Annotated in this window: 22 protein-coding genes and 1 riboswitch; of the genes, 19 read left to right on the forward strand and 3 right to left on the reverse strand. The window is 65.6% G+C overall.

Annotated elements, in window-relative coordinates; translation table 11 throughout:
- Positions 1-47: 47 nt before the first annotated feature.
- From I6F38_RS28665 to I6F38_RS28690, 6 genes are all read left to right on the forward strand, one after another.
- A complete protein-coding gene (locus I6F38_RS28665) occupies positions 48-1,904 on the forward strand; it encodes an ABC transporter ATP-binding protein/permease (RefSeq protein ID WP_225162730.1) in 1,857 nt (618 codons plus the stop codon).
- Positions 1,905-2,056: 152 nt separating this feature from the next.
- On the forward strand, positions 2,057-2,449 hold the full coding sequence (locus I6F38_RS28670; protein WP_225162731.1) for a hypothetical protein: 393 nt from the start codon (positions 2,057-2,059) through the stop codon (positions 2,447-2,449).
- 153 nt (positions 2,450-2,602) lie between these two features.
- Positions 2,603-4,093, forward strand: a complete 1,491-nt coding sequence (locus tag I6F38_RS28675) for an amidohydrolase family protein (RefSeq protein WP_225162732.1) — start codon at positions 2,603-2,605, stop codon at positions 4,091-4,093.
- 1 nt (position 4,094) lies between these two features.
- Complete coding sequence (locus I6F38_RS28680) at positions 4,095-5,024, forward strand: GTP-binding protein (RefSeq protein WP_225162733.1); 930 nt, start codon at positions 4,095-4,097, stop codon at positions 5,022-5,024.
- 250 nt (positions 5,025-5,274) lie between these two features.
- A riboswitch (cobalamin riboswitch) is annotated at positions 5,275-5,470 on the forward strand.
- 106 nt (positions 5,471-5,576) lie between these two features.
- Positions 5,577-7,850, forward strand: a complete 2,274-nt coding sequence (locus tag I6F38_RS28685; RefSeq protein WP_225162734.1) for a TonB-dependent siderophore receptor — start codon at positions 5,577-5,579, stop codon at positions 7,848-7,850.
- A 2-nt stretch (positions 7,851-7,852) separates the two neighbouring features.
- The gene (locus I6F38_RS28690; RefSeq protein WP_225162735.1) at positions 7,853-9,352 is read left to right on the forward strand and encodes a PepSY domain-containing protein; all 1,500 of its coding nucleotides are present in this window, start codon (positions 7,853-7,855) and stop codon (positions 9,350-9,352) included.
- Between the two features lie 7 nt (positions 9,353-9,359).
- Here I6F38_RS28690 and I6F38_RS28695 read toward each other — a convergent pair whose 3' ends face one another.
- Together I6F38_RS28695 and gspD are read right to left on the reverse strand one after the other, a co-directional pair.
- Positions 9,360-9,833 (reverse strand): tetratricopeptide repeat protein, encoded by a 474-nt coding sequence (locus tag I6F38_RS28695; protein WP_225162779.1) that lies wholly within the window; start codon positions 9,831-9,833, stop codon positions 9,360-9,362.
- A 76-nt stretch (positions 9,834-9,909) separates the two neighbouring features.
- A complete protein-coding gene (gene gspD / locus I6F38_RS28700) occupies positions 9,910-12,297 on the reverse strand; it encodes a type II secretion system secretin GspD (RefSeq protein ID WP_225162736.1) in 2,388 nt (795 codons plus the stop codon).
- A 336-nt stretch (positions 12,298-12,633) separates the two neighbouring features.
- On the opposite strand from gspD, the gene I6F38_RS28705 reads away from it, so the two are divergent.
- Genes I6F38_RS28705 through I6F38_RS28750 form a run of 10 tightly spaced genes read left to right on the forward strand, consistent with a single transcriptional unit; the run spans position 12,634 to position 20,819 of the window.
- Positions 12,634-14,310, forward strand: coding sequence for a GspE/PulE family protein (locus I6F38_RS28705; protein ID WP_225162737.1), 1,677 nt, complete (start codon positions 12,634-12,636; stop codon positions 14,308-14,310).
- Between the two features lie 4 nt (positions 14,311-14,314).
- Positions 14,315-15,526, forward strand: coding sequence for a type II secretion system F family protein (locus I6F38_RS28710; protein WP_225162738.1), 1,212 nt, complete (start codon positions 14,315-14,317; stop codon positions 15,524-15,526).
- Positions 15,527-15,543: 17 nt separating this feature from the next.
- Positions 15,544-16,059: a type II secretion system major pseudopilin GspG gene (gene gspG / locus I6F38_RS28715; RefSeq protein ID WP_225162739.1), complete on the forward strand. Its 516-nt coding sequence runs from the start codon at positions 15,544-15,546 to the stop codon at positions 16,057-16,059.
- 15 nt (positions 16,060-16,074) lie between these two features.
- Complete coding sequence (locus tag I6F38_RS28720) at positions 16,075-16,539, forward strand: type II secretion system protein (protein ID WP_225162740.1); 465 nt, start codon at positions 16,075-16,077, stop codon at positions 16,537-16,539.
- The gene (locus tag I6F38_RS28725; protein ID WP_225162741.1) at positions 16,520-16,924 is read left to right on the forward strand and encodes a prepilin-type N-terminal cleavage/methylation domain-containing protein; all 405 of its coding nucleotides are present in this window, start codon (positions 16,520-16,522) and stop codon (positions 16,922-16,924) included. Before I6F38_RS28720 ends, I6F38_RS28725 begins: the two co-directional genes overlap by 20 nt.
- Entirely contained in the window at positions 16,921-17,628 is a 708-nt protein-coding gene (locus I6F38_RS28730) for a prepilin-type N-terminal cleavage/methylation domain-containing protein (protein WP_225162742.1), read from the forward strand. The genes I6F38_RS28725 and I6F38_RS28730 overlap by 4 nt, the downstream gene beginning before the upstream one ends.
- Complete coding sequence (locus I6F38_RS28735) at positions 17,628-18,542, forward strand: type II secretion system protein GspK (protein WP_225162743.1); 915 nt, start codon at positions 17,628-17,630, stop codon at positions 18,540-18,542. The genes I6F38_RS28730 and I6F38_RS28735 overlap by 1 nt, the downstream gene beginning before the upstream one ends.
- Positions 18,543-18,547: 5 nt before the next feature.
- Positions 18,548-19,615, forward strand: coding sequence for a PilN domain-containing protein (locus I6F38_RS28740; protein WP_225162744.1), 1,068 nt, complete (start codon positions 18,548-18,550; stop codon positions 19,613-19,615).
- Positions 19,612-20,175 carry a type II secretion system protein GspM gene (gene gspM / locus I6F38_RS28745; protein ID WP_225162745.1) on the forward strand — a complete coding sequence of 188 codons (564 nt, stop codon included), beginning with the start codon at positions 19,612-19,614 and terminating at the stop codon, positions 20,173-20,175. Before I6F38_RS28740 ends, gspM begins: the two co-directional genes overlap by 4 nt.
- The gene (locus tag I6F38_RS28750; RefSeq protein WP_225162746.1) at positions 20,172-20,819 is read left to right on the forward strand and encodes a hypothetical protein; all 648 of its coding nucleotides are present in this window, start codon (positions 20,172-20,174) and stop codon (positions 20,817-20,819) included. Before gspM ends, I6F38_RS28750 begins: the two co-directional genes overlap by 4 nt.
- 20 nt (positions 20,820-20,839) lie before the next feature.
- Here the strand turns inward: I6F38_RS28750 and I6F38_RS28755 are convergent, their stop codons facing one another.
- The gene (locus tag I6F38_RS28755) at positions 20,840-21,277 is read right to left on the reverse strand and encodes an A24 family peptidase (protein WP_249794344.1); all 438 of its coding nucleotides are present in this window, start codon (positions 21,275-21,277) and stop codon (positions 20,840-20,842) included.
- A gap of 298 nt (positions 21,278-21,575) precedes the next feature.
- Between I6F38_RS28755 and I6F38_RS28760 the strand changes: the two genes are divergently transcribed.
- From I6F38_RS28760 to I6F38_RS28770, 3 genes are all read left to right on the forward strand, one after another.
- Positions 21,576-22,361, forward strand: a complete 786-nt coding sequence (locus I6F38_RS28760) for an EfeM/EfeO family lipoprotein (protein WP_057017731.1) — start codon at positions 21,576-21,578, stop codon at positions 22,359-22,361.
- Positions 22,358-23,734, forward strand: coding sequence for a cytochrome c peroxidase (locus I6F38_RS28765; RefSeq protein ID WP_225162748.1), 1,377 nt, complete (start codon positions 22,358-22,360; stop codon positions 23,732-23,734). The genes I6F38_RS28760 and I6F38_RS28765 overlap by 4 nt, the downstream gene beginning before the upstream one ends.
- Before the next feature lie 237 nt (positions 23,735-23,971).
- Positions 23,972-26,029, forward strand: coding sequence for an alkaline phosphatase family protein (locus I6F38_RS28770; RefSeq protein ID WP_225162749.1), 2,058 nt, complete (start codon positions 23,972-23,974; stop codon positions 26,027-26,029).
- Positions 26,030-26,068 lie beyond the last annotated feature (39 nt).

The raw sequence follows: 26,068 nt of genomic DNA on the forward strand, positions 1-26,068 counted from the left end.
ATAAGAGACAGGGCCTATGTGGGGGGCGATAGAACCGGTCTAGATTGATGAGCGTAGCCGAACAGCTTGAGACCCCGCGCGGCGCCCCGCAGCCTCCGCGCGACGCGTTGCTCGATGAGGAAGCCTTCATCGAGAGCCAGATCACGGAGCCGGCGAAGAGCCGTGCCCGGTTGCGGCCGTTGCTTGCGCTCGCGCCCTATGTGGCGCGCTACAAGGGCCGGGCGATCCTCGCGCTGATCTCGCTGACGATCGCCGCGATCACCACGCTGATCGTGCCGGTCGCGGTGCGGCGGATGATCGACATGGGCTTCACGCCCGAAGGCATCGCGATGATCAACAGCTATTTCAGCGTGATGATCGCGGTCGTCGCGGTGCTCGCCTGTGCCAGCGCCTCGCGCTATTACCTCGTGATGACGATCGGCGAGCGCATTGTCGCCGATCTCCGGCGCGACGTGTTCGCGCATCTGATCTCGCTGTCGCCCTCGTTCTTCGATTCCGCGCGATCAGGCGAATTGGTGTCGCGGCTCACCGCCGATACCACGCAGATCAAGTCCGCGGTCGGCGCGTCGGTGTCGATTGCGCTGCGCAATCTGATGCTGTTCTTCGGCGCCGCCGCGATGATGGTGATCACCAGCCCGCGGCTGTCCGGCTTCGTGCTGCTCGCGATCCCGATCATCGTGATTCCGCTGGTGGCGTTCGGCCGCTGGGTGCGGCGGCTGTCGCGCACCGCCCAGGACACGCTGGCCGATGCCAGCGCCTATGCCTCGGAGCTGGTCAATGCGATCCGCACCGTGCAGGCCTATACCGGCGAGCGGCTCGCCAGGACGCGTTTTGCCGGCGAGGTCGAGCAGGCCTATCAAGCCGCGCGCAGCTCGACCAAAGCGCGCGCGGTGCTGACGCTGATCGTCATCTTCATCGTGTTCGCCAGCGTCGTCGTGATCCTCTGGGTCGGCTCGCACGATGTGCTGGTCGGAACCATCAGTCCGGGCCGGCTCGGCCAGTTCATTCTCTACACGGCGTTCGCCGCGAGCGGCCTCGGCCAGCTCAGCGAGGTCTGGGGCGAGGTGTCGGCCGCATCGGGCGCCGCCGAGCGGCTGTTCGAGATCTTGCGCGTCAGGCCGCAGATCGCGGCGCCCGCGTCGCCGCGCGCGCTGCCGCAGCCGGCGCGCGGCGATGTCGGCTTCGACAATGTCAGCTTCGCCTATCCGACCCGGCCCAACGCGCTTGCGGTCGATGAAGTGTCGCTCTCGGTCCGGTCAGGTGAGAAGGTCGCGATCGTCGGCCCGTCCGGCGCCGGCAAGAGCACGCTGTTCCATCTGCTGCTGCGCTTCTACGATCCGAAATCGGGCACCATCTCGCTCGACGGCGTGCCGATCCGGCAGGCCGATCCGGCCGAGGTGCGCGCGCGCATCGCGCTGGTGCCGCAGGATTCCGTGGTGTTCGCCGCAAGCGCCCGCGAGAACATCCGGTTCGGCCGGCCCGATGCGACCGACGCCGAGGTCGAGCGTGCCGCCGATCTCGCCCATGCCAGCGAATTCCTGCGCCGCCTGCCCGAAGGCTTCGACGCCCAGCTTGGCGAGCGTGGCGTGACGCTGTCAGGCGGCCAGCGCCAGCGCATCGCGATCGCGCGCGCGATCCTGCGCGATGCGCCGCTGCTGCTGCTCGACGAGGCGACCTCGGCGCTCGACGCCGAGAGCGAGACGCTGGTGCAGACCGCGCTGGAGGAACTGATGCGCCACCGCACTACGCTGGTGATCGCGCATCGGCTGGCGACCGTTCTGTCGTGCGACCGCATCCTGGTGATGGACCAGGGCAGGATCGTCGAGCAGGGCACCCACGCCGAACTGGTCGCCGCGGGCGGCCTCTATGCCCGGCTGGCCCGGCTGCAGTTCGAGGGGATCTGAGCGAATTGGGCCTCGGCGCGCTCCGCCTATGCGATTCCTATGCAATCGGGCGCGCGCTCCCCTCGAAAACCTATTCCCGCGCAAGGATAGTCGCGCCGCGCCCGACCTCCCTCGACAGCCGAGGGAAGTCAGGCGCACGGGGTGTTCGACTGATGCGCGAGAATGCGACCGAACCGGAGAGCAAGCTGGTCCGTGCCTGGCAGCTTGCCGTGCTGCGCTTCGCAGTGACGCTCGACGACGACGATCGGATGCACGCGCTCGGTGTGGCCGGCGAGGTCGACCGGCTGGGCGGCGCGGCCGATGACGCCTTCCACTTCTTCCGCAGGACGACCGCGGAGCTGTGCGCGGCGATCTCCGGTCAGGGCGCGGATCAGGACGCCGTCATCCGGCGCTTCCTGGCGCAGATCGACAATGTCAGGCTCAAGCGTGCGGTCGAAGCGGCGATCGCCAAGGACCGCACGCCGCCGAAACTCGTGGCGAGCCGCGTGAAGCCCGGCCCCGATCTCTGGCGCGGGCTGGCGTCGCGGCGCGCAACCGGAACGTAGGAAGGGCCTCACTCTGCAATCGCCATCACGGCGCGGCGGATATTCCGTCACAGCATGTCGCCACAACCCTGGCCGGCTTGCTGCGATCAGTGCGATGCGCTTCTCTGTGCTCGACAGGAGACCGGTCGGTTTCGGAATGCGGGGAGTGGCGAGATGGGTGGCTTGGTGATCAGCGGCGGCCGGGTGGTGGATCCGGCCAGCGGGATGGACGCGATCGGCGATGTCGCCGTCGTCGACGGCAAGATCGCCGCGGTCGGCACCGGCCTCGGCGGTTCCGAACGGCAGATCGACGCGACCGGGCTCGTGGTGGCGCCGGGCTTCATCGACCTGCACGCGCATGGCCAGACCATACCGGCCGACCGCATGCAGGCGTTCGACGGGGTGACGACCTCGCTCGACCTCGAGGCCGGCGTGTTGCCGGTCGCGTCCTGGTACAAGCGCCAGGCCGAGAAGGGCAGGGTGCTGAACTACGGCGCCGCCGCCAACTGGGCCTTCGCGCGCATCGGCGCGATGACCGGTTCGAATTCGGAAAGCTCGCTGGAATCGTTTGGTGCCGCGATGCGCGATCGCCGCTGGATCGAAAACGTCGCGACCGAAGGCGAGGTCGGCGGCATCCTGGAGCGCCTCGCGATCGGCCTGAACGAGGGCGGTATCGGCATCGGCATTCTCAACGCCTATGCGCCGGGTGCCGGCGTGCAGGAATTGACCGCGGTGTGCCAGCTCGCGGCGAATCATGCGGTGCCGACCTTCACCCACGTCGCCTACATGTCGCGGATCGATCCCGAGAGCGCGGCCGAGGCCTATATCCGCCTGATCGGCTATGCCGGCGCCACCGGCGCGCATATGCACATCTGCCACTTCAACTCGTCGAGCAAGACGGATATCGAACGCTGTGTTGGGCTGATCGCGAAAGCGCAGGCGCAGGGCCTGCCGATCACGGTGGAGGCCTATCCCTACGGCACCGGCTCGACCGTGCTGGCGGCGACCTTCTTCAGCGATCCGAAATTCGAGGAGCGCAACGGCCTCGGCTACGATTCGGTGCAGCGCGTGACCGACGGTCACCGCTTCGGCAGCCGCGAGGAATTGCTGGCGGCACAGGCCGAAGAGCCCTCGACCTTGGTGCTGTGGCATGTGCTCGACATCGAGAACAACGCGCATCATCGCGATCTGCTCGATATGGCGGTGCTGTATCCGGGCGGCGCGATCGCCTCCGACGCGATGCCGTGGACGCTGTCGGACGGCCGCCCCTACAGCGGCGACGCCTGGCCGCTGCCCGACGATGCCACCTCGCATCCGCGCTCGGCCGGCTGCTTCACCCGCTTCATCCGTGAATGGGTGCGCGAGCGCAAGAAAGTGTCGCTGCTCGAAGGCATCCGCAAATGCGCGCTGATCCCGGCCGAGATCCTGTCGGCGAGCACGCCGGCGATGCGAGCCAAGGGCCGGCTGCAGGTCGGCGCCGACGCCGATGTTGTGGTGTTCGACTACGAGACGCTGAGCGATCGCGCGACCTTCTCGGCGATGAATCGTCCGGCGGAGGGCGTGCGGCATCTCGTGGTCAGCGGCCAGCCGCTGATCAGCGATGGTGTGCTGGATGTCGCGGCGCGTCCCGGCCGGCCGGTGCGCCGGCCTATCACGGGGGGCTGAGGTGCCGGTCCCGATCCTGCTGGTCGCGGGCTTCCTCGGGGCGGGCAAGACCACGGTCGTCAACCATCTGCTGGCGCATGCGCAAGGACGGCGCATCGCCGCGGTGGTCAACGATTTCGGTGCGATCAATATCGACGCCGAGCTGATCGCGGGCGCCAGCGACGGCGTGGTCAGCTTGGCTAATGGCTGCATCTGCTGCACCCTGGAAGGCGACCTGGTGCGCACGCTCGCCACGCTGCTGCGGCGTGATCCGTGTCCCGAATTCATCGTGATCGAGACCAGCGGGATCGCCGATCCCGCCGACATCGTGCGCAACCTGATGGATCCCGTGATCTGGAAGGTGGCGCCGCTGGAGACGGTGCTGTGCGTGGTCGACGCGACGCAGCCCGCGGCGATGCTGAACGACGCGCTGCTGCGCTCGCAGCTCCGGGCGGCGGACGTGGTGGCGCTGAGCAAGGTCGATCTGACTGACGCCGCCGCGTGCGCCGCGATCCGCGACGCAGTGCGTGCGGTGCGTCCGGCGGCCGTGGTGGTCGATGCCTTGCATGGCGAAGTGCCGGCCGCGCTATTGTTCCCGGCGGACCTCGATCATCTGTCGGCGCCGCGCGAGACCGCGCCGCGCCGGCCGTCGTCCGATCGCTTCGAGACGCTGAGCTGGACCTCGGAGCGGCCCGTCGTGCTGCCGCGGCTGCAACAGGCGATCGGCAAACTGGCGCCGAAGCTGGCGCGGGCGAAGGGATTGTTCGAGACGGTGGAGCAGCCCGGGCGGCTGACGGTGTTTCAACTCGCCGGCGGCCGCGCGACCCTGGCTGCGGGCGGCGTGCCGTCGCCCGGCGTGCCGCGCACGCGCATCGTGTTCATCGCCGAGATGGGTGCGCTGTCGCGCGCGGAGATTGATGCGATCATGGCAGGATGCGTCGAGGCTCAGTGACGCGAACCTACGTTTCCCGTCATCCTGAGGTGCGAGCCTTGCGGCGCAATTGCGCCGCTGGGCGAGCCTCGAAGGATGCACGGCCCGGCTGGTGGCCGTCGATCCTTCGAGACGCCGCTGCGCGGCTCCTCAGGATGACGGGATTAGAGGGAGCTCCACGTCATCCGCAGATGCCTGTGTCATCGCCGCAGCATCACCCGCAAAGCATGTGTGCGACAATCGCATCGAATTGACAGCCTTGCCGGCACCACCTATCGTTTTTGCCGACGGTTCCCTTCGGGGATCAAAAGGGAATGCGGTGCGAGGGTAACCCCAATGCCGCAGCTGTCCCCGCAACTGTAAACGGCGAGCCTTTCGTCAATTTGCCACTGGGCCATCGGCCCGGGAAGGCGTCGACAGGCGATGACCCGTGAGCCAGGAGACCTGCCGTCAGTCGTGGTCACACGCGAGCACATCGGGCGGGGGCGTCCTGGTGGGATCGGAGCACTGCCTTTTGGGCAATGCGCCAGTCCGCGTTCGCGGTGACGTGCCACGTTACCGCGAGTCCTTTTCATGTCTCCGTCCTCTCCCGTTGGGCGCAAATGGCGCCTCGGTCTTCTCTGCTCCCTGTCATCATTGCTATTGCCGGCCGAAGCCTCGGCACAAACACCGCCACCAACCAGGCTCGATCCGATCGAGGTCGCGCCTTCCGCTGCGGCAAAGCCGAAGCCCGCGGCGCGCAGCCGTGACATGGCCGCTGCGGCGCGGCCACGGCCGAGGCCCGCGACGGCCGGCAACACGCCGCGCGCCGCGGCGTCAGGCGTATCGGGGGCGGCATCGCCGACACTCAATGCCGCCACGCAGGGCGGCACCGGTAGTCGTCTCAATCTGACGCCGCTGCAGACGCCGGCCAGCGTCGAGATCATCACGGCGCAGACCATCGCCGAACGCGGCCAGCATAATGTGCTCGATGCCGTCACCCAGGACGCGGCTGGCTTCATCGCAACGCCGGCACCCGGCAATGGCGGCCTGTCGTTCAGCACCCGAGGCTTTGCCGGCAGCAACTCGGTGATGACGCTGTATGACGGCACGCGCTTCTATATCGGCTCCGGCACGCTGACGTTCCCCTACGACACCTGGTCGACGCAGCGCATCGAAGTGCTGCGCGGCCCGGCCTCGGTGCTGTACGGCGAAGGCGCGATCGGCGGCGTCATCAACGTGATCCCGAAGAAACCGCAGAGCACGCCCTATAACGAGGCCGAGGTTTCGCTCGACAGCAACATGACCCGGCGGCTCTCGGTGGACAGCACCGGTCCGATCAATCCCAATGTGTCGTACCGCATCAACGCCACCGGCAACATGTCGGACGGCTGGGTCGATCGCGACAAGACCTCGAACGCGGTGGTCTCCGCTGCCGTGCGGGTGCAGGCGTCGGACAATCTGGCCTTCACGCTGTCGGAGGACTACGGCGACCGCAGCCCGTCGCGCTATTTCGGCACGCCGCTGATCAACGGCTCGATCCAGGACGCGCTGCGCTTCAAGAACTACAACGCATTGGACAGCACGATCCGCTACCAGGACAGCTGGACCCAGTTCAAGACCGAGTGGGACGTCGCCGACGGCATCAAGGTCAACAACACGCTGTATTATCTGACCAGCGAGCGGCACTGGCGCGACATCGAAAACTACACCTGGAATCCGAAGACCCAGCTGATCGATCGCTCGAGCTATATCGAGATCTTCCACGACCAGAAGCAACTCGGCAATCGGATGGATGCGACCTTCAGCGGTCACGTGTTCGGCCTTGCGAACCAGGTCGTCGCTGGATTCGACGTCAACCGGATCGACTTCACCCACACCAACAACTCGCCCTATCGCGGCGCGTCGTCGGTCAATCCTTATGTGTTCGATCCGGGATCGTTCTTTGCGACGACGACGGCGACCATGCCGGGCTTCAACGCGGTGGTCAATCAATACGCGCTGTTCGCCGAGGATCGTCTCTTGCTGACCGATCAGTTGTCGCTGGTGACCGGTGTCAGGTATGACCGTCCCGAGGTGGACCGCACCGACTACAAGACACCGGCGAACAGTTTCGAGACGGCGCTATCGGGCACCAGCTGGCGTGCGGGCCTCGTTTACGAGCCGATCAAGAACCTCGCATTCTATGGCCAGTACGCGGTCGGCGTCGATCCGGTCAGCAATTTGATCTCACTGTCGACCACGCAGAAAACGTTCCAGCTTGCGACCGGCAAGCAGACCGAGATCGGGGTCAAGCAATCGTTCTGGGGCGGCCGCGGCGAGTGGACGCTGGCTGCCTACGAGATCGTCAAGACCGGGCTCACGATTCCCGATCCCGGCAATCCCACCGGCGGCCTGGCATTGCAGATCGGCCAGCAATCATCGCGCGGGATCGAAGGATCGATCGGGCTCGCGCTGAGCGACGGCTGGCGCGTCGACGCCAATCTTGCACTGCTGCGCGCCAGATACGACAACAACAGCCAGGTGGTCGGCGGCAAGATCGTCAGCTTCAACGGCAATGTCCCGGTCAACGTGCCGCAGCAGGTCTCGAATGTCTGGCTGACCTGGGATTTCGCGCCCAACTGGTCGGTCTATGGCGGCGTGCAGATCGTCGGTGCGATGTACTCCGATCTTGCCAATACCCAGCTGCGGCCGGGCTACAACGTGGTCAATGGCGGCGTCAGGTGGAAGCCGGATGACCGTACCACGGTCGCGTTCCGCCTCTACAATCTGTTCGACAAGGCTTACGCGGTGACCTCGAACGGCACCGGGCAGTGGCTGCTCGGCATGCCGCGTACCGCCGAATTGTCCGTCAACGTGAAGTTCTGACCATGCGCAACGCTCTGATCCGGCGCGGGCGGCGGTGGCTCTATATCGTCCATCGCTGGATCGGCATTGCGACGTGTCTTTTGTTCGCGATGTGGTTCATCTCCGGCCTCGTCGTGATGTACGTGGCCTTTCCGCGCCTCACCGACAGCGAGCGCCTCGCCGCGCTCCCTGTCATTTCGTGGGGCAAGGTGCAGATCGCACCGGATCGCGCGATGGCGATCGCGGGCGTGGAGCGCTATCCGCGTGATCTGCGGCTCGCGATGATGGATGACACGCCCGTCTATCGGGTGACCGGCTGGAAGGGAGGGACGATCACCATTTCGGCGACCGACGGCAGCGTGATTGACCGGATCACGCCGGACCAGGCGCTGGCCATTGCCGCTCATCATCCGCATGCCTTGCAGCCCCGCTTGATCGAAACGATCACGCGCGACCAATGGTCGGTGACCGCGCGCTTCGATCCGTTGCGGCCGCTCTATCTGATCGGTCTCGGCGACGCCGATGGCACCGAACTCTACCTCTCCTCGCGCACCGGCGAGATCGCGCTCGACACCACACGTTGCGAGCGGATCTGGAATTGGCTCGGCTCGATCCCGCACTGGATCTATCCGACCGTGTTGCGCAAGGACGGCCCGCTGTGGCGGGATGTGGTGCTGTGGATCTCGGGTGTCTGTCTTGTCGTCGCGATCACCGGCTTCTGGATCGGCGTCCTCCGCCTGCGGCTGATGCGCCGCTACGCTGATGGCGCCGTCTCGCCCTATCGCGGCTGGATGGCCTGGCATCACATCGCCGGCCTGATCGGCGGCATCTGCGTCTTGACCTGGATGTTCAGCGGCTGGCTGTCGCTCAATCCCGGCGGCGCGTTCTCGGCACGCGGCATCACCCGCGAGATTACAATCGGCTACAGCGGCCATGAGACGCCCGACATCGTCGCTGGCTTCCAGTCGTCGCCATCGATGCCGGCGGTGGAGGCCCGCTTCGTCTGGATCGGCGGACACCGGTTGATGTTGCTCGACGATGGTAGTGGCCGGCGCAGCCTCGCCGATCCCGCGACCGGCGCGCCTGTAGCGATCTCGCGTGACAAGATCATCGCGGCGGCCCGGCGCGCCATGCCGGGAGCAACGATGATATCGGCGCGACAGCTGGATCAACCTGATGCCTATTGGTACACGCTGCACCAGGCGCGCGAGCTTCCGGTATTGCGGATCGGCTTCGACGATCCCGCCCACACCTGGCTGCACATCTCCCCCGTCACCGGCGAGATCCTCGATCGCAGCGACGACAGCCGCCGGTCCTACCGCTGGCTGTTCAACGCGCTGCACAGCCTCGATGTCCCGCTGCTGCTGCGCATCTCGCCGGCGCGCGACGTCGTGGTGTGGCTGCTATCGGCGGCTGGCACGATTATCTCGATCAGCGGAATCGTGATCGGCTGGCGCCGGTTGCGGCGGCGGAAGGTACGAGGCAGGCGCGTGTCGGCGAGCCTCGTGCGCACGTCCACGTAAGCCGCGACTACTTGACGGTCAGGTGCACGTCCGGCGCCGGCCGATCGGGGGCCCATTCCAGTGCAAACCGCTGACCGGCAATGATCTCATAGGTCGAGAGCTTGGATGCGACCGCATCGCGGAACCGGAGATAGGCATCGCGCTGCCGCCCGTTCGAGCGGGCCGCGGCCAGATTGAGCCATTTGTACGCCAGCACGAAATCCGTCGGAACGCCGTGACCCTTGTCGTACATCAGGCCGAGCTGGGCCTGCGCGAACGGGTCGCCCTGCACGGCGCCGCGATAGTAGCAGTCGGCGGCGGCTGCGTAGGCCTGCGGCACGCCGAAGCCGTGCTCATACAAGAAGCCGAGCATGCCGAGGGCGCGCGGATTGCCGCGCTCGGCGGCCGGCGCGAGCTCCCGGGCCGCCCGGACATAGTCGCCGCGATGGAAGGCGGCTGATCCGCGCGCGACGCTGTCGGCGCTTGCGACACAGGCGGTCATCGCCCAAAGCATGATCGCAAGCGAGGCCGAGAGGCCTGTCCGTTGTGCGAGAACGCGGCGCATCCTGCTGTCCGGCTCAGTGATAGCTGGTGGTGATTGGTGCATTGGTCGATGTCGTGGCGATGCTGCCGCGCAATTTCGATCGAAGCTCCTCGGCCACGGTCTGGGCGTCGGAGCCGTTGCGGATGATCTGCGGGCGGATGAAGATGATCAGCTCGGTACGCTGGGTGCCGTTGCTCTGATGTCCGAAGGCGTCACCGAGGCCCGGAATCTGGTCGAGCACCGGAAGCGCATTGCGGGCGCCGCTCTGCTGTTCGCTGATCAGGCCGGCCAGCAGCACGGTCTGACCGTTGGCCACCGAGATCTGGCTCTTGACCCGTCGTTCCGAAACCGTCGGCGTCAGGTTGACCGTGCTGCCACTGCTTTGGGGAACATTGCTGATCTCCTGTTCGACGTCGAGCCGCACGGTGCCGTTCACGCTGACGCGTGGCGAGACCTTCAGGATGATGCCGGTGTTGCGATAGTCGATGGTGTTGACCACCGTGTTGCTCGTGGTCAGCACCGTCGCGCTGCCGGTCGAGACCGGGACGACGTCGCCGACCTGCAGGGTCGCGACCTGGTTGTTGATCACGACCAGCGAGGGATTGGAGAGCACCTTGACGCTGGTGACGGCGTGCAGCGCATCCAGGATCAGGCTCGGCTGCGTTGCATTTCCGATCAGGAAGTTGAAGCCCGGGAAGCTCTGGTTGATGAAGGCATTGGTGAGCGATCCCGCGACCGAGACCGCGCCGGTGGTCGCGTCGGTGGTGGTCGCGGGCGCGGAAGTGGCCTGGGTGCCGAGGATCGAGCCGGTGTTCGGCTTCAGGCCGAGGTTCTGGCTGGTGAGATAGGTCTGTACGCCATAGGACAAGGTGTTGTTGAGCGTGACCTCGGCGATCGTCGCGTCGATCGCGACCTGGAGCTGCGGCTCATCGATCTGCAGCAGGGTCGACTCGATGATGCGGTAGTTGGCCTGGTCGGCATAGATCAGGAGATTGTTGTTCACGACATCGGGCGTGATCCGGACGTCCTGCATGACGGGCTGCCCGTTGCCGCCGCCGGCACCGCGTCCGGCATCCAGCGCGGCATTGTTGCCTTGGCCCGGATTGTTGGGATTGTTCGCTTGCCCGCCGGCGCCGAATCCCTGGCCCAGGCCCTGGCCTGTTGCGCCTGTCCCCGACGTGCCGCGGGATGCGAAGCCGCTCATGCCTGAATTCGCGCCGTTGTTGTTGTTGAGCGACAGACGATCGGCGACGCTTGAGGTCGACGAGGTGCCGGAGCCGGGCGCAAGCTGGCTGTCGGCACTGTCGAGCAGGTTGCCGGACGATCCGCCAAGGAACATGTCGGTCAGGACCCGCGCGATCTGGCGCGCATCGCCGTATTTGACGCGGTAGACATGGACCGAGGTGCGCGCCGTGTCGTTGCGGTCGAGGCGCTTGATCCAGGTCGCGGCCGTGTGCAGCATGTCGGGCTTCTTGGTCACCACCAAAATCGCGTTCAGGCGCGCGATCGGCATGAACTTGATGACATTCTGGCTGAGGCCGTTCTCGCCGGAATCAACGATCTTCTCCAACTCGGCAATGACAGGCGCGGGCGAGCCGCTCGAGATCGGGAAGATGCCGACGGATTGGCCGCGCATCCAGTCGACGTCGAAACTGAGCACGGTATCGACCGCGGTGCGGCGCTCGGCGCCGGTGCCCTGGATCAGCAGCAGGTTGCGCGTCGTATCGGCGCGGACCGCGCCGGCCCGGGTGGCGAAGCTGTCGGTCAGCTTCATGAGGGTCTGCGCCGACACATATTGCAGGGGGACCACCGAGATGCCGAATCCGGGTTCGGGATTGGCCGCTGCGGCATCGACGCGGCCGCCGCCGACGGCGTCGCCGAGCGGCGTCAGGCGATAGCCTGCCGTATCCGTGAGCAGCACGACGCCGCTCAGGCGGAGTGCGTTTTCAAGCACGAACACCATGTCGGACTTCGGCACCGGGCGGACCGAGACCAGGCTGACCGTGCCTTGCACCCGCGGATCGATGGTGTAGCCGACATGCAGGATGTCGCCGAGCACCACCTTGGCGACGGTCGCCACCGGCGTGCTCTCGAAATTCAGATCGAAGCCATTGCCGTTCGACGCCGGTTGCGGCCGCGCATCGGCAACCGCCGTCACTTCGCTTCCGTCATACATCGCCGCGCGGACGCTGCCGCTCTGGCTGCCGCCCGTCGCCGCCAGTGCGTTCACCGGCTGCGGCTGGCGCTGCGCCAGGTCCAGCGAGCGCACCTTGTCGGTGACGTCGAGTTGGGATGCGTCCACGCTCTCGCCGACCGTCGCGGAATTGCAGGACGCCAACAGCCCCAGTGACGTCAAGGCAAAAATGGCTGCGAGGCCGCCACGGATCGTCGGGCAGCGGCCCACTGTGCCTACGCGTTGCATGAAGGCCCTTCGCTTTGACTAACTGAAATTTCGATTGCTTGCGACGATCGGTCCTACCCCGGAGGGACTCTTAGCGATCGAACATGACAGAAATAAATTGGTTACATGATTGTCGTTCGCGACCTGCCCATCGCATCGCACCGAAATCGTGCTGCCGGCGCGCTGCTTGTGTCCGCGATGCCACCCTCAAAGTTTCTTGAGCGGGACGAATGATGTGACTTCGCACAGCTGTCACACTTCGGATCGATAACCGCACAATTGCCGGGAGCCGAGCGCGACGGCACGCAGCGGCACTTGGCACGAACTGATCCGGGATAGTGTGGCGGGATATCGAGAATGGCCAACGACCTGTCCGTTCGGTTCGTGGATTATCTGCGTCAGAACAATCACCTGGCGCCGAGCGATGGACCGGCTGAGCGGACCGGGCAGGGCGCCGACGTCAGGCAGTTGAAGCTGTGGGAGGTCACCAGCCTCTCGCCGACCGACTTCGCCGACGAAGCCGCGCGCTTCTTTGCGCTCGGCCGGCTGACGCTTCAGGACATGACCTCGGCCGAGCCGCTGGCCGGCGCGTTCTCGCCGCGTTTCCTGCGCGAGACCATGGTCTATCCGTGCCGGGCGGCCGACGGGACCACGGTCCTCGCGGTCGTCGATCCGACCGACCAGGCGACGCTGCGGGCGGCACAGATCGTGCTTGGCGCCGATATCGATGTGAAAGTGGCTTCGTCTGAAGACGTCGCCATCGCGCTGAACAACTCGTCCAGCGCCGAGGAGGCCGAGGCCGCCGATAGCGCGGCGGCGCTGCCCCGCGAAGACGACATCGAGAGCCTGCGCGATCTCGCCAGCGGCGCGCCGGTGGTGCGCGCGGTCAACGATCTCATCGAGAAGGCGGTCGAGCTCCGCGCCAGCGACATCCATATCGAGCCGTTTTCCGCCGGCCTGATGGTGCGCTTACGGATCGACGGCCTGCTCCGGCCGGTCGCCGCGCTGTCGGGCGTGCTGCCCCAGGCGGTGGTCTCGCGCATCAAGATCATCGCCAACCTCAATATCGCCGAGCGCCGCCTGCCGCAGGATGGCGCGGCACGGCTGCGGGCCGGTCGCACCGACATCGATATCCGCGTCGCGATCATGCCGACGCAGCACGGCGAATCCTGTGTCATCCGCATCCTGCCCAAGGATCGCGGCCTGCTGGTGGTGGAAAAGCTCGGATTCTCCGAGCCTGACGAAGCCAAGCTGCGGCGGCTCTTGAAGCTGCCGCACGGCATGGTCGTGATCACGGGACCGACCGGCAGCGGCAAGACCACGACGCTGGCGACGATCCTGTCGATCCTCAATGAGCCGAGCCGCAAGATCCTGACCATCGAGGATCCGGTCGAATACGAGCTTCCCGGCGTCAACCAGTCCCAGATCAAGCCCGCGATCGGCCTGACCTTCGCCACCGCGCTGCGGTCGTTCGTTCGCCAGGACCCGGATGTGATCATGGTCGGCGAAGTCAGAGATTCCGAGACCGCGCATGTCGCGGTTCATGCGGCGCTGACCGGGCATCTGGTGCTCACGACCTTGCACACCGAGACCGCGGCTGCCGCGGTGCCGCGTCTGCTCGACCTCGGGGTCGAAGGCTATCTGTTGCGTTCGGTGCTGCGCGGCGTGATCGCGCAGCGTCTGGTCCGGCAACTCTGCGAGCGCTGCAAGACGGCGCGGCCGCTTGCAACAGCCGATTTCGCCGAGGACCCCCGGCTCGCCGCGCTCGGCTTCAAGGCCGACGAGATCATTCAGGAGCCATGCGGCTGCGAGCGCTGCGGCGGGACCGGCTATCGCGGCCGCCTCGGCGTGTTCGAACTGCTCGAACTGTCCAATGAACTGCGCGAACTGATCGGGGAGCGAACCGACGGGCTGAAGATCGATACGATGGCGATCCGCTCGGGCATGACCACGATGCTCGACGATGGGGTCGCGAAATGCCGCGCCGGATTGACCTCGCCCGCCGAGATCCTCCGCGTCGCAACGGTGCGGTGACGCCGTGCCGAATTATCGCTATCGCGCTCTGACCCAGGCCGGCGAGATCGTGAACGGCACGATCTCCGCCCCGACGGCGGCCGAGGTGGCGCGGCGGATCGAATATCTCAAGCTGCTGCCGATCGAAACCACCGAGGACAAGCGCGCGTCCGGCGCCACCGGTGGCCGCAGCCTGTTCGGCGGGCCGAGCGCGGCCGAGGTCACTACGTTCACGCGTGATCTCGCACTGCTGCTCAAGGCCGGTGCGCGTCTCGACGATGCCTTGGAGCTGCTGTCGGGCGACGCGGACGTGGGCCGGATGCGTCCGGTGGTGGCGAAAATTCGCGCCGCCCTGCTCACCGGCGAGAGCTTTGCCGACGCGGTCGCCGATCATCCAACCCTGTTCCAGCCGATGTACATCGCCCTGGTCCGGGTGGGAGAAATCTCCGGCACGCTCGATTCCGTGCTGGAGATGCTGGGCACCGAGCGCGCGCGTTCCGAGCAGATGCGGCGAAAGCTGACCGACGCCATGCAATATCCGGCCTTCGTGCTGGTCGCGGCGTCCGGTGTGATGCTGTTCTTCCTGCTGTTCGTGTTGCCGCAATTCTCGACCGTGCTCGGCGATTTCGGCGGCAAGTCGGACACGGCGCTCGCCAGCTTCATTGCGGTATCGGATTTCCTGCGCGCCAATGCCGCCGCGGCAAGCCTGATCAGCGCGGCGACGATTGCGCTCGCATGGTGGCTGCTGCGGCAGGCGCGCGTCCGTGCCGCGCTGGTCAACGCCATCTCGCGGGTGCCGGGCATCAGCAGCGCTTTCCAGTTCTATCGGGCCAGCCTGTTCTGCCGCAATCTCGGCGTCCTGCTCGGCAGCGGCGTCAACCTCACCGCCGCGCTGCGCATCCTGGTCGACATCATGTCAGTGACCGGAAGCGAGGCGAACTGGACCGCCGCCGCCGACCGCGTCCGCCATGGCGGCAAATTGTCGGAAGCACTCGCCGTGGCGGACAGCCTGCCGCCGATGGCGGTCCGCATGCTGCGGCTCGGTGAAGAGACCGGGCAGCTGCCGGTGCTGGCCGGGCGGGTCGCGGAATTCTACGAAGCAAAATTGCAGCGCAGCCTGGACCGCGTCGTCGGCATTGTCGGTCCGCTGGCGATCATCACGATCAGCACCGTGGTCGGCGGGCTGATCGTGTCGGTCATGACGGCGCTGCTCTCGGTCACGCAGCTAGTCGGTTAGAGCAGGGGTCATCGGCCATGATATCGCGCAACATCATCATAAAGGCATTCGCCACGCGAGTGGAACGCGCCCGCGCGCCGTCGCAAAGCCAGAGGCGTTCGGGGCAGGAGGGCTTCACGCTGGTCGAGATGCTGGTGGTGATCGCGATCATCGGCCTGATCATGGGGCTGATCGGCCCGCGCGTGCTCAACTATCTCAGCGAATCCAAGGTCAAGACCGCGCGCATTCAGTTGCAGAGCTTCTCCAGCGCGCTCGACCTGTTCTATCTCGACGCCGGGCGCTTCCCGTCGACGGCAGAGGGACTGGCCGCGCTGGTGCGGCGCACGCCGGGCGTCGCGGCCTGGAACGGCCCGTATCTGAAGGGCGGCAACGTGCCGAACGATCCCTGGAACCATCCTTATCTCTATCGCTCGCCCGGCGAGCACGGACCCTATGACATCGTCTCCTACGGCTCCGACGGTCAGGAGGGCGGCAGCGGCACCTCGGCCGATATCTCGCTCGAGAAGACCACCGCTGCCAACAACGATCAATAAGGATGCATGGCAAGCATGAATGACGCGACGCAGCGCGGTTTCACCCTGCTCGAGATGGTGTGCGTGCTCGCCATCATCGCGCTGCTGGCGGCCGTGCTGCTTCCGTTCATTCCGCACCAGACCTCGCGATCGCGCCTGCAGGCCTATGCATTGCAGACCGCGACGCTGCTGAAGGCCGATCGGAATGCCGCCATCGAGCGCAGCACCAGTGTTGCGACGCTGGTCGATGCGCCGAGCCGGGTGATCCACTCCGGCGCGTCGCGCATGACGGTGCGGATCCCCGAAGACGTGCGGTTCGATGCCGTGCTGCCGCAGAGCTGTCAGCGCCGCGCCGCACTGTCGACGATCCGCTTCTTCGCCAATGGCGGTTCCTGCGGCGGCTCCATCGCGCTGACGCGGCTCGATGCGGGATATGAGGTTCGCGTCAACTGGCTTACCGGAAGGGTTGAAATCGTTGCTCGTGACGTCGCCACCAACTGACCGCGCTGATGCGGGGTTCACCATCATCGAGGTGCTGGTGGCGCTGGCGCTGGTGGCTGTCTCGATCGTTGCGATCGGCGCCGTCATGGGCGTCAAGACGCGCGGCGTGCGGGCGCTCGAGCAGCACGTGGCGCTGATGCAGGCGGTGCGCACCTTGATGACGGTCGGCATCCCGCCCCGCGCGGAATTGCAGTCGGGCACCTCGACGGGGCAGGCGGAAGGCTATCGCTGGACAATCGATGTCAGTCCGCTCGGCGGCGACTGGAAGGTGCCCGAGGGCAACGTGCCCTGGGCTCCGGAGTTGGTACGGATTCGCGTCAAATCTCCGGGCGGAGCGCTGTCCGACATTCGTACGGTGCGCCTGATGCCGAGGGCATCGGAATGACCCGGGCATGGGCAGACCAGCGAACGGGCGAGCGCGGCTTCACGCTGACCGAGACCATCGTCGCGCTGGCGCTGATGGGGCTGTTGCTGTCGGCGCTCGCCAGCATCACGGCGCAATGGCTGCCGAGCTGGAACAGGGGCCTCGACCGGATCCAGCGCAGCGAATTGATCGGGATCGCGCTGGAGCGGATCGGCGCCGATCTTGCCGCCGCGGAGTTCGTTGCCGCCAACCGCGACAGCCACAAGCCGCTGTTCGACGGATCGGAGTTGTCCGTGACGTTCGTGCGCACGTCGGTGGGACCGAATGCCGGGCCGGGGCTCGACGTGGTGCGCCTTGGCGAGAAGCGCGATCGCGGCGAGTTCGTCACGGTTCGCACGCAGACGCGGTTCACGCCGCTTGCCGACGGGGTGTCGCTGTCGGAGCAGGTCCATCTCGGCAGTCCGGTGGTGCTGCTGCGCGCGCCCTATCGGCTGTCGTTCGCCTATGCCGGTGCTGACCGGGCCTGGAAGAGCGCGTGGAAGGACGCCGACAGACTGCCGGCGATGATCCGGCTGACCGTGCGCGACGCGGCGAGCCAGCGCGTCCTGTCGGTTTCGACCATCGCGCCGGTCCATGTCCAGATTCCGAGCGACTGCACCAAGCCGGACGGCAATTGCGGCGACAAGCAGAGTTCCGGCAGTGCCACTGACCAGGGGAAGACGTGATGGGCGCGTCCGGCAAGATCGGCCGATCGCCGGCCAATCGCGGTTTCGTCATCGTTGCGGTGCTCTGGATCCTGCTGGCGCTGTCGTCGCTGGCGATCATCTTCTCGGCCTATCTGGCCGCGTCGGCGCGCGCGCTGGCGGCCAGCGACCTGTCGTTGCAGACCGAGGCGCTGGTGTCGGCCGGGCTTGAGCTCACCGCCTATCAGCTGACGCTGACGGACGAGAAGACGAGGCCACAGTACGGGGCGTTTCAGTTCGGGCTGGACGATGCCAGCGTCAGTGTCAGCTTCACGTCGGAGGCCGGCCGCCTTGATCTGAACTACGCGTCGAAGGAGATGCTGATCGGCCTGTTCGTCGTGCTCGGCGCCAGGAAGGACGCCGCCAGCGAATACGCCGACCGGATCGTCGGTTGGCGAACCCGGCCCGCGCCAGGCAGCGAGAATGTGGAGGCGGCGCGCTACAACGCGCTTGGCTATTCGCCGCGGCAGGGGCTGTTCACCCATGTCAACGAGCTGGCGCTGGTCGCCGGCATCCCCGAAGCGTTTGTCGATCGCGTGTTGCCTTTCGTGACGGTGTTCAACGGCGGTCCGGATGTTGATCCGACCATCGCCGCGCCGGAAGTCGCTCTCGCCGTCGATAAGGCGTCGGGGAAGGACCAGGACGGCTTCGGGGCGCGTCCGGCTTCGCCGAACGGAATCGCTGCCGGAACGCAGGCCCCAAGCCAGCAAAGCGCGGCATCGACGGCGCAGAGCCCGTGCTACCGGATCGCAATCTCGATCCGCTTCCGCAACGGTCACCGTACCACGTCCGAGGCGGTGATCGCGCTCGGCGACAAGGTCGAGCCCTATCGGGTGTTGTCCTGGCAAAACGACGTCGAGCCGCGAAACCCGGTTCTGCTGCGCAAGAGAGGATGATGGCAATGCTTGCCGAGGCACGGCAATGGTTCGAGCAATGGATCGGCGCGGTCGCGACCGCCGTCGACGGCGTCGCCGGCAGGTTCATGCGCCGGCGCAGCATCGAGCTCGACGAGAATGGCGACGGCACGTTCACCGCCCGCCTCGCGGTCTCGAAGGACGGCTCGCCTTCGATGCCGGCTTCGTTCCGGCTCGATCACGATGCGCCGCAGCCTCCGCTGCCGGCGGAGTGGAAGACCGCGTTCGACGGCAGCCGCATCGAGGTGCGTTTGCGATCGGATCAAATCGTCAGCCGCGTGCTCGATTTCCCGAGCCAGGCAAGCGACTTCCTCGACGGCATGATCCGCGCACAGGTCGACCGGCTGACACCATGGAGCGCCGCGGATGCCGTGTTTGGCTGGAGTTCGCCGCAGCCGATCGCCAATGACCGCATTGAAGTCGCGTTCGGCGCGACCGCGGCGACGAAGGTCGATCCGTTGATCCGGATGGCGAGGATGCTCGGCGCTGCCTCCGTTGCGGTCTTCGCGCCGGCGGTTGGCGGCGATGGCGCCGCGCAGCAGGTGACGCTGCTCGACAGGTCGCTGCGCGGCCTTGCCGGGCCTTCGGTTCCGCGCCTGTTGCGCGTCAGCCTGGTCTCGACGGCGGCCGCGGCTGCAGTCTCGCTGCTGCTGAACATCTATCTCGGCGGGTGGCTGCAATCCGAGCAGGACGACCTGCAACACCGGATCGCGCAGCGCCGCGCCGCGCTGCGTCTCGATGCCAATGGCGACTCGTCCGGGCTCGGCCTGCTGGCCAAGCGCAAGCAGACGACGCCGTCGAGCGTCATGGTCCTGGAAGCGGTCTCGCGCGTGCTGCCCGACACGACCTATGTGACGGAGCTTCGTATCGAGGGCAACAAGGTGCAGGTGGTGGGACTGACCCAGGATGCGCCATCCCTGATCCGGCTGCTGGAGCAGTCGCCGCAATTCACCCGCGCGACGTTCTTCGCGCCGACGACGCGCGCGGCAAATGAATCGGCCGAGCGGTTCCACGTCGAGGCCAACATCACTGCTTATTTTGGGTCCGGCTCATGAGCGCAGCATCCCGATCGCTGACCGCTGTCAGCACCTCGCCAATGGTCGCGACCGCGAGCTATCTCGGCCTGTTCGTGCTGCTGCTCTTTGTCGTTATCTCCTCGCTCTCGGACATCATCGGCCTGCGCAGCGATGTCGCGGCAGCGGCCGGAATGCTCGAGCAACTGGAGGGGCGATCCAGGGCGAATACCGCGCCCGGTCAGCCGGCGATGCCGACCGGCTCGGCCTATCTCGAGGGGGCGACCGTCACGGTGGCCGGCGCCACCTTGCTGCAACGGGTGTCGGGTGCGGTGATCAAGGCCGGCGGCAACGTGCTGTCGACGCAGCTCGATGTTCCCAACGCGCCGGCCAAGGCCGGCTTCATCAGCATGGTCGCGAGCAGCGAGATCGAGCAGGCGCAATTGCAGCAGGTGCTCTACGATCTGGAAGCCGGCATGCCGTTCCTGTTCATCGACCAACTGGTCGTGCAACCCGTCGCCGACGAGGCCGCCAAGGGCGCCGATCCCGGCAAGCTGCGCGTGCTGCTCAGCGTCTCCGGACAATGGCGAGGAGCCAAATGATGCGACGCTTCGCTGCGACCATCGTGCTGTTGGCGCTGTCGGCCTATTCGGCGCCGGCTGCGGTGCCTGCCTCGTCCGGCGATGCATTGGACGCCGGGATGCTCGACGATACACGCCTCGGTGGACCGGTGCTGAGTTCACCGCCGCCGTCCGAACCGGTGACATCGGTCCGGGTGGCCCCGTCGCCGGCACCGACGCCCCGGCCGCTCAGCGCAAATCCGTTGTGGGGCATCCCGCTCAAGACGCTGTCCAACACGCGCGACCGCCCGGTGTTCTCGCCGTCGCGGCGACCGCCGCCTGCCGTCGTTGCGGAACCGGAGGTCAGCAAGCCGGCGCCGCCGCCGCCGCGCAAGGTCGCGATCGAGCCACCGCCGCTGTCGCTGGTCGGCACCATCGCGGGAGATGACGAAAGCTTCGGGATCTTTCTCGATCAGTCGACCAAGACGGCGCTGCGGCTGAAGATCGGCGACGACTTCCAGGGATGGAAGCTGCGGTCCATCAACGGCCGCGAAGTCACGATGCAGAAGGACGATCAGGGGGCCGTGCTCACATTGCCCCAGCCCGGCGGCGACGAGAGCGGCGATGTCCGCCTGGTTCCGGTCAGCACGGAAAGGAAGCCCTTGGCCGCGCGGCGCCAGATGTGATTGCGCGTCGGACCGAGATGCTAGTTCAACGCGACCCAGCTCTGAAGGGCCGGCGTCACGAGAAGCCCGAGCGCCAGAAACGGGCCGAACGGGATCGAGGTCTGGCGCTTCATCTCGTGACCTGCGAGTTGCAGGCCGCCGGCAACACCGAGCGCCGCGAGTGCCGCGATCAGCAGCAAGGTCGGAATGCCTGTCGCGCCGACCCAGATCGCTGCGGCGGCAAGAAACTTGACGTCGCCAAGTCCCAATCCGTCGACTTGCCGCAAGGCGAAGTAAAGACGCTGCAGTAGAAGGAACACGATGCCGATCATGACCGCGATCGCCATGGCGGTGAAGGCGGCCATCGTGCCTTCGGTGACGACGACGTTGGCGAGACCGAGCGCCGCGATCGCAAGGTTCAGCCAATTCGGGATGATGCCGTGGCGAAGATCGATCAGCGCGACCGCGCAGCAGAGCATGCAAAGCGCGCCGTAAGATTCGATAAAATAGAGAGCTTCGCGATCAATCTGCATGACGACGGACAAGTGTGACGGGTGCGAACGTTGTGTTGCAACAACTCACGCGCGTTGAACAGTCCAATTTCAATCCGTCTGCAGCAGCGCGAACGAGTTTGCGAGATTGTGATCGTTGTCGACGATCGCGAAGCAGAAAAGATGCGACAAAAAGTCTGCGCTGTCACAAATCCGCATAGGATACCGACAATAGTTCACCCCGCTACATGCCGCGAGCCCTTCGTGGCAGACGAGTGGGTTGACTATGCACAAGATGCAAGTGGCGGCGTGCCTTGCTTTGCTGGCAGCGTTCGCAGGCGTGCGCGCCGCGAATGCCGGCGCTCTTGAGGAGGGGGCCGAGCGCTACCGGCCATATTTGATCGAGGGCGTCGCCAGTGCGCTGACAGGCGCGCGTGCGCTTCGCGAGCGCGCCGCGGCGGCGGATTTGCCTGGAGCGAAGAAGGCCTGGCTGTCGGCGCGCGCCGGCTGGGAGCGCTCGGAGGTGTTCACCGCGGGGTTCGTGCCTGAGCTCGACGCGCAGATCGACGCCTGGCCCAACGCGGACAGCGGGTTCCACGCCATCGAGGCGAAACTGTTCGGAGCTGCCAGCACCGACGTTGCCACCGATGCGACCGGCCTTGTCGAGCATCTGAACGATCTCCACGGCAAGCTCAAGGATATCAAGCTGACGCCGCAGGGCCTTCTGGATGGCACGGTACGGCTCGCCTACGAAGTCGGAGAGAGCAAGGCGGATGGCGGCGAGTCGCGCATCAGCGGCACCTCGCTGGACGACATGCGCAACAACATCGCCGGCATCGACTTCGCCTACCACACGATCTTTTCGGCCGCGCTCAACACGGTCGACGGCAAGCTCGACGAGATGGTGACCAACCGGATCGAACAGCTCGAAGCGATCGTCGCCACGCCCGACCTGCCGCATGTCAACATTGCCGATCTGCGCCAGACCAGCGAGGAACTGGTGGTTGCGCTGCAGAGCGCCTCCGCAAAGCTCGGGCTGCAGCGGCCGACCCTGGAGGCCCAGGCGCGATGACATCGCTTCACCTGCGTCTGGCTGCGCTGCTCTCCGGTGTCATCGCCCTGGCACTGTTCGGGCGTGCGGTGGCGTTTCCGGTCGACGGTGACAAGACCGTGCTGCCTGTCGCGACCGAGCTGAACGAGGATGCGCTCGACAAGCCGCGCGAGGTGTTCCAGTCCGAGCGGATCGGGGCCAAGTCCTATCTGGTGAATCTCGGCGATCTCGCGTTCAATTCGCCCGGGCTGCTCGGTGACGTGGCGCGGCAGGCCGGCGTGAGCTGCGGCACCTGCCATGTCAATGGCGCGAACAACGCCAAATTTTTCATGCCGAAGATGTCGAGCCGGCCCGGCACGTTCGACACCACCGGTCCGCTGTTCAATCCGAAGGCCAACAATCTGGCGTTCGATCCCGTGCGGATCCCGAGCCTGCGCGGCGCCCGTTATCTAGCGCCCTACGGCGCAGACGGCCGATTCGCCTCGCTGCGCGACTTCGTCCACAACGTCATCACCAACGAGTTCGCAGGTCCCGAGCCGTCGCCGGCAACGCTCGATGCGATCGTGGCGTATATTCACGACATCGACTTCCTGCCCAATCCGAGCCTTGGTCCCGTCGGACGGCTGGCCGGCAAGATCAGCGCCGCGGAGCGCCGCGGCGAAGCCCTGTTCGCAAAGCCGTTCCCGCACGATCCGTCATTGAGCTGCGCGGGATGCCACGTTCCGTCGTCCGGCTTTGTCGATCACCAGCAGCACGACGTAGGTTCCGGCGGCCTGTTCAAGACGCCGACGCTGCGCAACGCCGACTTCAACGCGCCGTACTTTCACGACGGCCGCTTCGACAATTACAACCAGGTTGTCGACTATTTCGATCGGACTTTTCAGCTCGACCTCTCGGCGCAGGACAAGGACGACCTCGTCGCCTATCTCACGGCGGTCGGCGATGGCGTTCAGCCCTATGAGCGCGACGGTGCCGGTGCAACGTTGAAAGAGATCAACGATTTCTCGATGGTGCTCGCGACTGCGATTCCGTCCGGTGACAAGGACATCGTCGCGCTGGCGGTCGATACGATCGGCCGCGAACTGCGCGAGTTGACCGAGCAGTATCCCGACCGCAAGAACACCAGCGTCTCGGGCGGGGAGCAGCAGCGCGTACTTGCGCGCAACGGCCTCAAGGAGCTCGTGCTCACGCTGCGGCGAATCGAGATGGCGGTTGCGGCAGGACGCAACGCGGATGCCGCAACCGAGTTCAGGAATTATCGCAATCTGATGGCTGCTGCAGTGCCTGCGCTGTTGGCCAGCGCCGAGCCGTGGTCGCTATTCAATCAAGGCGTGCATGACCAACATTATGCTGCGCTTCGCCAGGTGATGCGCTCCAAGCACCTTTCGCACTGATTGCGTTGTATTGGAGTGATTTTGCGATCCGCGCTGCGGCGCGGATGCGTGATCAATTTTCGTTCATTGGTTGCATGGTTGAATCGTGGAGATGCACTGCGCGGCGGCAGATGTCTCCTCAGAAAATATTTGAACGTTTCGAAATTTCTTGCGCGCTTTCATGTAAGCGAAAACCATGCGTCATATTGTCGCACTAAGCAGTGTGTGTTGCTAACCGCAAACACCCTGAGGTCGACAATGAGTTTGAATTACAAAAAGCACTGGCGAACCAGCACCGCGCTCTGCATCGCGTCAACGGTGCTCGTCGCAACGGCCGCATATGCCGCTCACTATCCGGGCGGTCGCAGTGATTGGGACAAGCGTCCGCATCACAATCACCAGGCGCACGAAGAGGGCGATCGTGCGAATCATGAGAACCATGGCCATCATGGTGACGGCGATCACGGCGTGAAGACCGCGTCGCCGATCAAGCACGTCATCATCCTGATCGGTGAGAACCGCGGCCTCGATCACACCTTCGGTATCTACAAGCCGAAGGGCAAGGGACAGACCATCTCCAACCTGTTGTCGAAGGGCATCGTCAACGAGGATGGAACGCCGGGACCGAACTTTGCGCAGGCGCAGCAGTCCTCGGTCGCGGGCCAGCCCTTGTACTATATCGGCGCACCGACGATCGGGAAGTCGCCCTACAACGCGACCAACCCGATGCCGCAGCCGAACACGGCCGGCACGCCGACCGCGCAGAGCGACACCGGCGCTCCGTTCAAGACGATCGCCGAAGCCAGCGTCGAGAAGGACATGGATCCGGCCGATCTCGATATCCTCACCACCGGCTTCAGCGGCCTGCCGACCAATGTGCTGGATACCCGCATTCCCGGCGCCGGCGGTCTGAACGGACCGTTCCAGCTGCAGGGTGAGCAGATCAGCGACGACGACTACACCGGCGACTCGACGCATCGCTTCTATCAGGATTGGCAGCAGGAAGACTGCAGCGCCGCCAACGCCACCAAGAAGAACAATTCGGGCTGCCTGAACGATTTGTTCCCGTTCGTGATGGCGACCTATTCGGCGTCCAACAAGAGCATGGCCAACTCGATGGGCTACTACAACGCCCAGCAGGGGCAGGCTCCGGTCCTGAAGATGCTGGCCGACCGCTTCACCCTGAGCGACAACTTCCACCAGTCGTTCCACGGCGGCACCGGCGCGAACCACTTCATGCTCGGTACCGGTGACGCGGCCTTCTGGAGCGACGGCAAGGGCAATCCGGTGACGCCGCCGGCCAACCTGATCGCCAATCCGAATCCGGTCGCGGGTTCGGTCAACCGCTACACCGTCGATGGCAATTGGAGCAATTGCTCTGATGTCTTCCAGCCCGGCGTCAAGCCGATCGTGACCTACCTCAACAATCTGCCGTACGCGGCGGAGCCGAACTGCAAGCCCAACCACTACTACATGCTCAACAACGTCAACCCGGGCTATCTGCCGAACGGCGCGCTGTCGGGTGGCAACAACGTGCCGCCGTCGTCGGTTCGCACGATCGGCGATGCGCTCATGGAGAAGAACATCTCCTGGGCGTTCTATGGCGGCGCGTTCAACGACGCCGTGGCGCTTTCTAACGCCGCGGTTGCTGCCAATCCGTCGAACCCCAACCTCAGCGCCGCTGCGGTCGCCGATCCGGCGCACGCGCTCGGTGTTGCCTACTGCCAGATCTGCAATCCGTTCCAGTATGCGACCTCTATCATGGCCAACCCGGCCGTGCGTCAGGCTCACATGAAGGACACTGCCGATCTGATCACGGCGATCCAGAACAACACGCTGCCTGCGGTGTCGTTCGGCAAGCCGGACGGCCTGCTCGACGGTCATCCGCAGAGCTCGAAGGTTGATCTGTTCGAGGCCTATGTCCTGAACGTGCTCAACTCGCTGGACAACAATCCGGAGCTGAAGGCTGAAACCGCTGTCTTCATCACCTGGGACGAGGCCGGCGGCTATTGGGACTCCGGCTACCAGCAGTCCATCGACTTCTTCGGCGACGGACCGCGCATTCCGACCCTGATCCTTTCGCCCTATTCGACGGGCGGCAAGGTCAACCACAACTACGCCGACCACGTTTCGCTGCTGAAGTTCATCGAACGCAACTGGGCTCTCCAGCCGCTCACGAACCGCAGCCGCGACAACCTGCCGAACCCGACCTACTCGAAGAACAACGAGTACGTTCCGACCAACAGCCCGGCATTGTCCGACATGTTCGACGCGTTCGACTTCAGCAAGCCGGTCACGTTGTCCTACACCGAGTGATCAAGCTCTCGCCCACGGCGAGGTCTTGACTGCATCCGA

This window comes from Bradyrhizobium sp. BRP56 (assembly GCF_020194035.1).
Taxonomy (GTDB): Bacteria; Pseudomonadota; Alphaproteobacteria; order Rhizobiales; family Xanthobacteraceae; genus Bradyrhizobium; species Bradyrhizobium australafricanum.

Bases quoted from the DNA above. Each gene is read 5' to 3' on its own strand.
- I6F38_RS28665 (WP_225162730.1), top strand. From the start codon at position 48: ATGAGCGTAGCCGAACAGCTTGAGACCCCGCGCGGCGCCCCGCAGCCT.
- I6F38_RS28690 (WP_225162735.1), top strand. From the start codon at position 7,853: ATGCGCAACGCTCTGATCCGGCGCGGGCGGCGGTGGCTCTATATCGTC.
- I6F38_RS28735 (WP_225162743.1), top strand. From the start codon at position 17,628: ATGGGCGCGTCCGGCAAGATCGGCCGATCGCCGGCCAATCGCGGTTTC.
- I6F38_RS28770 (WP_225162749.1), top strand. From the start codon at position 23,972: ATGAGTTTGAATTACAAAAAGCACTGGCGAACCAGCACCGCGCTCTGC.
- I6F38_RS28675 (WP_225162732.1), top strand. From the start codon at position 2,603: ATGGGTGGCTTGGTGATCAGCGGCGGCCGGGTGGTGGATCCGGCCAGC.
- I6F38_RS28705 (WP_225162737.1), top strand. From the start codon at position 12,634: ATGGCCAACGACCTGTCCGTTCGGTTCGTGGATTATCTGCGTCAGAAC.
- I6F38_RS28740 (WP_225162744.1), top strand. From the start codon at position 18,548: ATGCTTGCCGAGGCACGGCAATGGTTCGAGCAATGGATCGGCGCGGTC.
- I6F38_RS28685 (WP_225162734.1), top strand. From the start codon at position 5,577: ATGTCTCCGTCCTCTCCCGTTGGGCGCAAATGGCGCCTCGGTCTTCTC.
- gspD (WP_225162736.1), bottom strand. From the start codon at position 12,297: ATGCAACGCGTAGGCACAGTGGGCCGCTGCCCGACGATCCGTGGCGGC.
- I6F38_RS28695 (WP_225162779.1), bottom strand. From the start codon at position 9,833: ATGACCGCCTGTGTCGCAAGCGCCGACAGCGTCGCGCGCGGATCAGCC.
- gspM (WP_225162745.1), top strand. From the start codon at position 19,612: ATGAGCGCAGCATCCCGATCGCTGACCGCTGTCAGCACCTCGCCAATG.
- I6F38_RS28730 (WP_225162742.1), top strand. From the start codon at position 16,921: ATGACCCGGGCATGGGCAGACCAGCGAACGGGCGAGCGCGGCTTCACG.
- I6F38_RS28750 (WP_225162746.1), top strand. From the start codon at position 20,172: ATGATGCGACGCTTCGCTGCGACCATCGTGCTGTTGGCGCTGTCGGCC.
- gspG (WP_225162739.1), top strand. From the start codon at position 15,544: ATGATATCGCGCAACATCATCATAAAGGCATTCGCCACGCGAGTGGAA.
- I6F38_RS28765 (WP_225162748.1), top strand. From the start codon at position 22,358: ATGACATCGCTTCACCTGCGTCTGGCTGCGCTGCTCTCCGGTGTCATC.
- I6F38_RS28670 (WP_225162731.1), top strand. From the start codon at position 2,057: ATGCGCGAGAATGCGACCGAACCGGAGAGCAAGCTGGTCCGTGCCTGG.
- I6F38_RS28760 (WP_057017731.1), top strand. From the start codon at position 21,576: ATGCACAAGATGCAAGTGGCGGCGTGCCTTGCTTTGCTGGCAGCGTTC.
- I6F38_RS28720 (WP_225162740.1), top strand. From the start codon at position 16,075: ATGAATGACGCGACGCAGCGCGGTTTCACCCTGCTCGAGATGGTGTGC.
- I6F38_RS28755 (WP_249794344.1), bottom strand. From the start codon at position 21,277: ATGCTCTGCTGCGCGGTCGCGCTGATCGATCTTCGCCACGGCATCATC.